Origin of the sequence: uncultured Thioclava sp. (assembly GCF_913064665.1) — a bacterium.
Classification (GTDB): Bacteria; Pseudomonadota; Alphaproteobacteria; order Rhodobacterales; family Rhodobacteraceae; genus Thioclava; species Thioclava arctica.
In genome coordinates, this window is record NZ_CAJYBT010000042.1 from 18,827 (window position 1) to 27,479 (window position 8,653).

At 60.2% G+C, this 8,653-nt stretch carries 7 protein-coding genes; 1 reads left to right on the forward strand and 6 read right to left on the reverse strand.

Annotated elements, in window-relative coordinates:
• Positions 1-194: 194 nt before the first annotated feature.
• From QZ571_RS15120 to QZ571_RS15145, 6 genes are all read right to left on the reverse strand, one after another.
• Positions 195-1,259 carry a Hint domain-containing protein gene (locus QZ571_RS15120; RefSeq protein WP_295536608.1) on the reverse strand — a complete coding sequence of 355 codons (1,065 nt, stop codon included), beginning with the start codon at positions 1,257-1,259 and terminating at the stop codon, positions 195-197.
• 480 nt (positions 1,260-1,739) lie between these two features.
• Positions 1,740-2,456 carry an ABC transporter ATP-binding protein gene (locus QZ571_RS15125; protein WP_295536611.1) on the reverse strand — a complete coding sequence of 239 codons (717 nt, stop codon included), beginning with the start codon at positions 2,454-2,456 and terminating at the stop codon, positions 1,740-1,742.
• Positions 2,453-3,163: an ATP-binding cassette domain-containing protein gene (locus tag QZ571_RS15130; RefSeq protein WP_295536614.1), complete on the reverse strand. Its 711-nt coding sequence runs from the start codon at positions 3,161-3,163 to the stop codon at positions 2,453-2,455. Before QZ571_RS15130 ends, QZ571_RS15125 begins: the two co-directional genes overlap by 4 nt.
• On the reverse strand, positions 3,153-4,085 hold the full coding sequence (locus tag QZ571_RS15135; RefSeq protein WP_295536617.1) for a branched-chain amino acid ABC transporter permease: 933 nt from the start codon (positions 4,083-4,085) through the stop codon (positions 3,153-3,155). Before QZ571_RS15135 ends, QZ571_RS15130 begins: the two co-directional genes overlap by 11 nt.
• Positions 4,078-4,962 (reverse strand): branched-chain amino acid ABC transporter permease, encoded by an 885-nt coding sequence (locus tag QZ571_RS15140; protein ID WP_295536620.1) that lies wholly within the window; start codon positions 4,960-4,962, stop codon positions 4,078-4,080. The genes QZ571_RS15135 and QZ571_RS15140 overlap by 8 nt, the downstream gene beginning before the upstream one ends.
• A gap of 73 nt (positions 4,963-5,035) precedes the next feature.
• On the reverse strand, positions 5,036-6,289 hold the full coding sequence (locus QZ571_RS15145; protein ID WP_295536623.1) for an ABC transporter substrate-binding protein: 1,254 nt from the start codon (positions 6,287-6,289) through the stop codon (positions 5,036-5,038).
• A 762-nt stretch (positions 6,290-7,051) separates the two neighbouring features.
• On the opposite strand from QZ571_RS15145, the gene QZ571_RS15150 reads away from it, so the two are divergent.
• Positions 7,052-8,653: filamentous hemagglutinin N-terminal domain-containing protein (locus tag QZ571_RS15150; protein ID WP_295536625.1), on the forward strand; the 1,602-nt coding region annotated here is incomplete at its 3' end.

The following is an 8,653-nucleotide window of genomic DNA, read 5'->3' on the forward strand; positions in this document are numbered from 1 at the left end:
GCCAGCGATCTACATATCGTAGCCTTCAGCGCATTGCGCACAACGAGACGCGAAACAGTCGATATTTTTCAAGCGCACTGACGATGGTAGCGAAGGAATTAACCCTGCCGCCGTTTCGTGATCACTTCCACAGTGTCAAGGCAACGGAATTGCCCCTGGTGGCGATTGCTGGTTTTCGAGCCCGTGACCGGGCTTTATGACCTTGTAGATGAGCGAAAAAACTTGCGGGCCACCAGTTGCGCCTCGTGCTTGCGCAGGATCTTGCGGGCAGCAACCGGCACCTCGTGGTGCAGAGGGTGCAACTCGGGAAAGAGCGAGACGATCTCGTGGCAGCTTGAGGTGTCCAAGGCCTGCATCGCCATCGTGTTGGGATAAAAGCTTTCGCAGGCAACACCATTCGCAAAAACGATTTCATGCTGCTCGAACAGGATATGATAATAGGTGATCAGGCCCCCGACACGTCTCTCGACCAAGGGATTGTTCACAAGATGCTTTGCCGCGATCAGTGTCTCTGTTTCGCCGGTGAGCAATTCGCATTGCCAACCCGACAACAGCACTCGGTGCTCGGCTGAAAGCAAAAGCTCGAACTGGTTTCCCAAGGCGCCAGGGTGAAACAGGATCGGGGCGAATTTCCCATAGGCCGCGACCGAACTTTGTCCGATCCATTGGATTTCCTTGTAGCCATTGTCCCGGGTCAACACTTTGTCGCCGACGCGCAGGTTTTCGATCCGCAGGGCGCCCTTGCGCGTAATGATCCGCGTTCCCTGAGCAAAGCAGACTGGAAAATCAGCCCCGGGCGTAAGATCAAACGTCAGGACCGCGTTGTTTTCCAGATATCGGACGAGCTGGTTTGCATTATTGATGTTAAGCGATCTGAGCGTGGTGGACAGCGCAGGTGTCTCGAGAATCTGCGATGCCAGACCATCCAGAAGTTCGGCCTGATTTGTATCGACATAATCGAGATGGGAAACGCCATTGATGTCATAGACCGTCACGGCGGCGGGCGAGGACAGATCGACCTGAATCCCCAGAAGCGACACGCCGATCGTGGAGCTGCCGCTATAGACCGCATCGACTGTCTCACCCCCGAGTTGAATGGTCTCGGTCGGATCAATCACGCGGTCATTGTTCACATCATCAAGCGTGAGAGTGGCGTCGGGCTCGCTGGAAAACGCAGAGAGGGCATAGGTCTGACCAACCGTCAGCAGTGAGCCGTCGAACGTGTAAAGATCATCAAGAGTCGTGGTGCGCGTCACCATAAAGATACCCCGGAAAAATTGCGTTGCCTCCTTCTCATGCGCGCCCGTGGGCGGACTCGAAAAGGTGTCATCGCTGGCTTAACAGTCCCGTGTGCCTCTCTAATAGGATGTGCAAAACGCAAAGATGCAACCATAAGTTGCCAAATGCACGAAAATTCCACGAATCCGTCAGTTCAGACCTGCCAACTGTTTTCAGGGCGGAAACAAACGGATCGGTCGCGCCAGATTGTTCGCTACCTCATTCGAGATTGCTCAGTGTCGGGATGCTGATCCCCGCCGCCTTGGTCATAATCGCTTGGGGCAAGGAGAGGCGCGGCGGCGAACTCGCAAGATGGGGAGTGCAAGCACGCGAAGGCGCCTGCGCGAGACAGAGGCCGCGCCTGTCAGTGGGGGGCGTCACAGTATTAAGGCGCACGTTTTGCATCTTAGGTTTCAAGAAAGGGCAGGGGCGTTGGCCTGCCCTTAGATAAAAGACGCCGCCTAACCGTTGGCACTCACACCGAAATACGCCTTTCGCACCGCGTCCGAGTCTTCCAACTCAGCGCGCGTGCCAGACACCGCCATACGACCGTGATCCATCAGATATCCCCGATCAGCAAGCGCCAGAAAGGCGATGTTTTGCTCGGCGATCAGCAGCGAAGTCCCGGTCCCGATCACCTCTTTCAGCGTCTCGATCACTTGACTGACAAAGACCGGCGCCAGACCCGACGACGGCTCGTCCAGCAAGATCAGGTCCGCCCCCGACATCAGCGTCTTGGCAAGGCCCAGCATCTTGCGCTGTCCGCCCGATAGAGACGCCGCCGCAGCGCGCCGCTTTTTCGCGAGATCGGGAAACATCTGATACATCTGATCGGCCCGCTGCCGCGCCTGCGCCCCCGACAGCGCATAGGCCCCAAGTCGCAGGTTTTCAGCAATCGACAGCGTCGGGAAAACCCCAAGTTCAGACATGTAAGCCATGCCGCGCCGGATCCGCGCGTCGGGGTGCAGCGCGCTGATATCCTCGCCGTTCAGGCGGATCGCGCCGCCACGGCAGGGCTGCAACCCGACCAAGCTGCGCAGCAGCGTTGTTTTGCCAGCGCCATTCACGCCCATCAGCAGCACGGTCTCGCCCTTGGCGACGATCATGTCGGCGCCCCAAAGCACCTGCACATCGCCGTAACCCGCCTCGACTTTGTCGACTTCCAGCAACGCACTCATGCCGCACCTCCAAAAAACGCGGTGACCACAGCTGCATCCCGAGAGGCGGCCGCAAGACTGCCCTCAAAAATGATCTTGCCCGCTGACAACACGATCACCCGCTCGGTCAGGGCGTTGAGAAACTCCATCAGATGCTCGACCACGATCAGCGACACGCCGCGCGCAGCGATGCCCTTGAGAAGGGTCGCGATGCCGGACAGTTCCGCGGGGTTCAAACCCGCGCCGATCTCATCGACCAGCAGCAGTTTAGGCCCCGTCGCAAGCGCCCGCCCGAGGTCTAGCATTTTCTGCTGATTTGCCGTCAACGCCCCGGCAGACTTGTCGGCCAAATGCTCTAGCCCGATCTCGGACAGGATCGCAGATGTATCGCCCGCATGACCGCTGAAATGTGCCGCGACCTCGATATTTTCGCGCACGGTCATCGAGACAAAGCATTTGGGAACCTGAAACGACCGGTTGATCCCGGCCTTCACCCGGGTATGGCTTGGCAGGGTCTGAACCTCGGAGCCGTTGAATTGGATCGTGCCCGCTTCGGGGCGCAACACACCCGAAATCAGGTTGATGACCGAGGTTTTGCCAGACCCGTTCGGCCCGACAAGCCCAATGATTTCCCCCTCTTGCAGCTCAAAGTTCACACCGTTGAGAACCTTCAGCCCGGAAAAGGACTTCTCGATGCCAGACAGTTTCAGAAGCGGTTCAGAAGACATTGATGCCCCTCCGGGTCAGCAGCGAGACGATCCCCTCAGGCAAGAACATCACCAGCCCGACGATCAGGACGCCGTAGATCAGCTGGAAATATTGCGGTGCCGAAATGCCGATCGCGTTGTAAAGCGCATAGAGCAGCCCCGCACCGATGATCGGCCCCAACACAGTGCCGACCCCACCAAACAGCGCGAATACGATTGCAAAGACAGATATCTGCAAGCTGAAGACCGCGTCGGGGTAAAACACCGATAGGTTCCATGCGTAAAGCGCCCCGGCAAGGCCCGCCACGGCGGCAGAGGTCAGCCACGCCATCAGGCGCATTCGGACCACGGGGATCGCGCTCATCTCGGCGCTGACGGGGTCATCTGCCATCGCACGCAGCCCCTGACCAAAGCGCGAGTGGCGAAAGTAGGCCGCAACCAGAGTGGTCAGTGCAACCAGCACGATCATCGCAGCATAGCTGGCGGTCGGGGCAAATATCCGGTCCAGCTTGACGCCGTAGGGCCCCCCTGTGATGTCCGCCAAATGCGGGTTCGACACGACAAAGAACAGGATCTGCGAGGCGGCGAGGTTGGCAATCGAGAAATAGGCCCCCGACAGCCGCAGCAGCGGCCCCAAGATAAGCGCGACCGCCATCGACGCCAGCGGCCCCGACAGCATCGCCGCCCAGACCGGCGCGTGCAGCTTCATCACCATCAGCGCCGCAGCATACGCTCCGGTGCCGAAAAACCCGACATAGCCGAAGGGCAGATAGCCGGTGAAGCCGTAAAGCAGGTTCAGCCCTTGGGCGAGGACGATGAAGGTCATCATCATGAACAGCAGTGAGGTATTGCCATATCCCATCGGCGCGAGCGCAAAGACTAAGGCCAAAAGCGCTGCAGTTAAGATCCCCGGCCAGGCGCGAGACAAATTCGACTTAAGCATGTCGCACCGACTTTCCAAAAAGCCCCTGCGGACGGATCAGCACGATCGCGACCAGCAGGACGTAGGGAACAAGGTTCGACCACGAGGCGTAAAAGGTTTGCATCAGCATCGAGCCGACACCAAATACCAGCCCGCCAAACAGCGTTCCGATCGGATTGCCAAGCGATCCGATGATCAGGATTGCGAAGGACGTGGTGGTCAGATCGTTGCCGATCCCCGGCGCGACAGAGCCTTGCAGATAGGGCACGAACACCCCCGCAGCGCCCGCCAGCGCAAGGCCGATGACAAATGCGATGGCGGAAACGCGATCAACGCTGATCCCGGTCGCCAAGGCCTCATCGCGGTTGGCCATGATCGCACGGGTGGCAAATCCCAGCCGGGTCCGGGTGAGGTATAGCCAAAGCCCGATGATCGCGACGACCGAGACACCCGCCGCCCACCACCAGCTGTCGGGAAAGGCCTGCCCGAACATCGCGGGGCTGCCCGCGCCAAGCGCATCTGATGGCAAGGTCCGTTGATCGGGACCAAAGCCCAGCGTCACCAGCGCCTCTATGACCTGCGCAAGCCCGAAGAACAGGATGAAGGACAGCATCTCGGGGTCGCGCGACCGCTGTAGCCGCGGTACGATGGCATAATACAGCGGAAAGCCGATCACGATCGCCCCAAGCGCCGCAAGCGGAACACCCCAAAGCGGGTTCAGCCCGAATGCCGAGGTCAGCCAATAGGCGCCAAAGCCCCCCAGCACGACGAACTCGCCATGGGCAAGGTTGATGATCCGCATCACCCCGAAAATCAGGTTTAGCCCAACCGCCACCAATCCAAAGAAGATGCCGTAAAGCACCCCTCCGACGATCGCGTATTCCAATAACGCCGTCATGCGCCCCCTCCGTCAGAAAGGGCGGCCCTCAGTCCGGGACCGCCCTGCATGTTTCATGTTATAAAGCCGGGGCTTAGCCCTGCGGGGAGGGATAGATTGCTTTGCCAGTCGCCATTTTATCGGGATAGACGACGACGGTTTTCAGGCTGCCATCCTTTTGGGGTTGGAACTGCGCGACCGGCAGCCTCTCACCCATCTGCGCGCCTGTATCGCTTAGGGCGAAGGGGCCGACCAATGTCGAGGTGTTGCCCGACAGCCCCTCAAGCGCGCTGCGGATCGAAAGCTGCTTCATATCGGGGGCGCTGGCCAAAGCCTTGCTCAGCAGAATCCCGGTGCTGTAGCCCGCCGCGTTGACAAAGTTGGGCGCGGATTTGCTGCCATCCGCTTCCCAAGCCTTGATGAACTGATCGGTGTTCAGACCAAGGCTGACCTTGTCATATTTGATCATTGGCGGGGCTGGATAGGAGTAGGTGTAGGCCAGCGCATTCTTGCCTGCGTTCTTTTCCATCAGCGTCTTGAACTGGCCGGGGAAAATCGTGAAGACCATCGGGAAATGCAGCCCGCTCGATTTGAGCGACTTCAGGAAGGCCACGTCGTTGGACATGTAGCCCAGTTCCACCATCGCCTGCGGCTTGCGTGCGGCGGCGGCGTGCAGAAGAACGGTGTAGTTCGTCTCGTTCGTCGGCACCGCATGGTCATAGACGGGCGTGATGCCGGCCTTCTTCAACTCGGTTTTCAGCGTATCGGCTTGCGAGCTGTCAAAGTCGTTCGAGCCGTAGACAATCGCGACCTTCGTCACGCCTTCCTTGATCAGGTATTTGGCAAGCGGAACGGGCCACACCCCCGATGAGGGGATCGATAGATCGACAAGATACTTGTTGTCGCTGCTGAAAAAGCCTGCCGACGATCCGGTCACGTCGACCAGAAGCTGATTGTGCTCTTTGGCGAGCGGAACCGCGACCGAGGTCAGCACCGAGCCGAAATCAGCGACCAGCAGGTCGACATGATCTTGCGTGATCAATTGATTATAAAGGGTCGTCGCGGTCGAGGTCGAACTCTGGTCGTCATAGGCGACAATCTTGACCGGGATTTTCTTGTTATAGGCTTTGACAAAGACGCCGCCGTCCTTGTTCACCTTCTTGGCCCAGAACTTCAGGCCGTCATATTGCGCCTGCGACGAGACGGCAAACTCGCCCGATCCCGCATAAAGCGTGCCAATCTTGATGGCGCTGGGGGCGGTTTCGGCGCTGGCGCCGGTGGCTCCGATCGCGGCGGCAAGCGCGAAAGCGGCGCTGGTTGCGATCAGCCTCGAACCTGTGAATGTCATTATTTTTTCCTCCCTTATGCCCCACACTGCAGGGCTATTTCGGTTCTCCTCTTGCGCTGTCCTAAGTCACGCTTCGGGGTCAGCCCATTCAATCCCTGTCACGACTTGGCGAACATTTGAGAGCGCGCCACATCGCGAATATGAAGACAGGATGTCCAAGCCGTGAAAAACGTAGGCTTGCGCCTGTCACGCCGCGGTGAAAGTGCCACAAACGATCGGGTCGGGGGCGCGTCCAGCCAGATCCTGCCATGATATCCAGCCCGACCGAGATCATGGTGGCTAGGGCTGCTCCTCGGGATTGGCAAAAGGCTATTCAGGCTTGCGCGTTTCACCGGGCCAGAGGGGCGGGCTTGCTTAGGCCTGCAGGTCGCAAAACACGATCCGAGGGGCAAACCTTCGGCCCGCGCAAACGCAAAGGGGCCGGTCCGTGTCAAGGGCGCAGCCTGCGCAATTCGGCCCTCAGACTGCATCTGGTCACGCTGGTGCGCCGCCACCACAGCGGCTTTCTCTTTCCCAAATTTCTTCCGCCTAAGCAGTTGACAGTTCATGAGATTTTAGAATAGCTCGCCAAATTATGTATCTCGCCTAAGGGTTTTAGGTGAGGCCCCCGGACTTATCGGGGGGGTGTGTTACGACTTGGGATTCACGAGTGTCTATTGCGCGGTTCTAGCCGCAAAAGCTTTGCGTATAAGTTGTCTTTGCCCATCAGTCCGCCTGCAAGACGGAACATGATTTGGCCGTGAGGCCGAAAGGGCGCATGAGATGAACAACGTATTTCGACTGATCTGGAGCCGCCGTCTTGGAACCTTGGTGCCTGTGCCCGAGGGGCTGGGGACGGCAGGGCGCAAGAACCGTCGGATGATGCGTCGTTTGCGCCGGTTGATGCGCAAGATGGTCGGACCCGGGGCTGCGGCGTTGACGCTTGGCATGTTGGTGCCGCTTGGCGCGCAGGCTTTGCCCACGGGCGGACAGGTTGTAGCGGGGCAGGCCGCGATCACGCAAAACGGCAGCCAGATGACGATTACCCAGTCCAGCGACAAGGCGATCCTGAACTGGCAAGGCTTTGACATTGGCGCGCAGGAGCGCGTGACCTTCGCCCAACCCTCGACCAGCTCGGTCGCGCTCAACCGGGTCGTGGGCAACACTGCCAGCGCGATTTATGGCGGCATGGATGCGAATGGTCAGGTGTTTCTGGTCAACCAAAATGGCGTCTATTTCGCGCCCGGCGCGCAGGTCAGCGCGGGCGGTCTGTTGGTCTCGACGCTGGGCATCAGCGACAGCGATTTCATGGCCGGGCGGCTGAATTTCAGCGGTGACAGCACGGCTGGCGTCACCAATGACGGCACGATCCGCGCGGGCCAAGGCGGCTATGTCGCCTTTATCGGGCGTCATGTCGACAATGAGGGGCAGATCATCACGCCGGGCGGCAAGACGGCGCTGGGGGCTGGCGGCGCGGTGGATATCTCTCTGTCGGGCAACGCTTTGCTGCAATTCCGTGTCAGTGCGGATGCGTTGGACGCGCAGGTTAAGAACGGTGGTGTAATCCAAGCCGAAAACGGCGCGGTGGTGATGTCGGCGCACGCGCGTGATGCGCTGATGAAGACGGTGGTGAACAATACCGGCGTGATTGAGGCGCGCGGTGTGCGTCGCGGTGCGGGCGGCACGATTGAACTGCTGGGTGGCGATTCGGGCACGGTGGCCGTCAGCGGGCGGCTTGATGCCAGTTCAAGCGCGGGCAAAGGCGGCAAGATCGCGGTGCGCGGCCAGCATGTGGTGGCGAAATCCACCGCGCGGCTGGATGTGACGGGCGCGCAGGGCGGTGGCAAAATCGCCTTTGGCGGCGGTCTGCACGGCGCGGGCGGCGCTCAGGCTGAGACGACGACGGTGGAACAGGGCGCGCTGCTGGATGCCAGCGCGACCGGGCTGGGCGATGGCGGCACGATTGCCATCTGGTCTGATATCATGCGCGCGGATGGCGTGACCCTAAGCTATGGCACGCTGCTGGCCAAGGGCGGCGCGCAGGGCGGTGATGGCGGCATGATCGAGACCTCGGGGCATCGTCTTGATGTCACCGGCAGCACGGTCAGCACAAAGGCCCCGGCGGGCGCGGATGGCACCTGGCTGATCGATCCCTATAATCTGACCGTTACCGACAGCAGCGCGACCTCGGCCAGCGCCGGGACCAACACCCCGGCGGGCGCGGATTCGACCATCCTCGCCTCCAGCATCTCAACCGCGCTGGCCTCGGGCACCGTGACGCTCCAGACCACCGGCACGCGCGGCCCCCAGGCGGGCGACACCACTGTGGACGCGGCCCTCGCCTGGTCCCGCGCCACCACATTGACCTTTTACACCGCCAGCACT

Coding starts and splice junctions, on each gene's coding strand:
- QZ571_RS15140 (WP_295536620.1), bottom strand. CDS start 4,962: ATGACGGCGTTATTGGAATACGCGATCGTCGGAGGGGTGCTTTACGGC.
- QZ571_RS15135 (WP_295536617.1), bottom strand. CDS start 4,085: ATGCTTAAGTCGAATTTGTCTCGCGCCTGGCCGGGGATCTTAACTGCA.
- QZ571_RS15120 (WP_295536608.1), bottom strand. CDS start 1,259: ATGGTGACGCGCACCACGACTCTTGATGATCTTTACACGTTCGACGGC.
- QZ571_RS15130 (WP_295536614.1), bottom strand. CDS start 3,163: ATGTCTTCTGAACCGCTTCTGAAACTGTCTGGCATCGAGAAGTCCTTT.
- QZ571_RS15145 (WP_295536623.1), bottom strand. CDS start 6,289: ATGACATTCACAGGTTCGAGGCTGATCGCAACCAGCGCCGCTTTCGCG.
- QZ571_RS15125 (WP_295536611.1), bottom strand. CDS start 2,456: ATGAGTGCGTTGCTGGAAGTCGACAAAGTCGAGGCGGGTTACGGCGAT.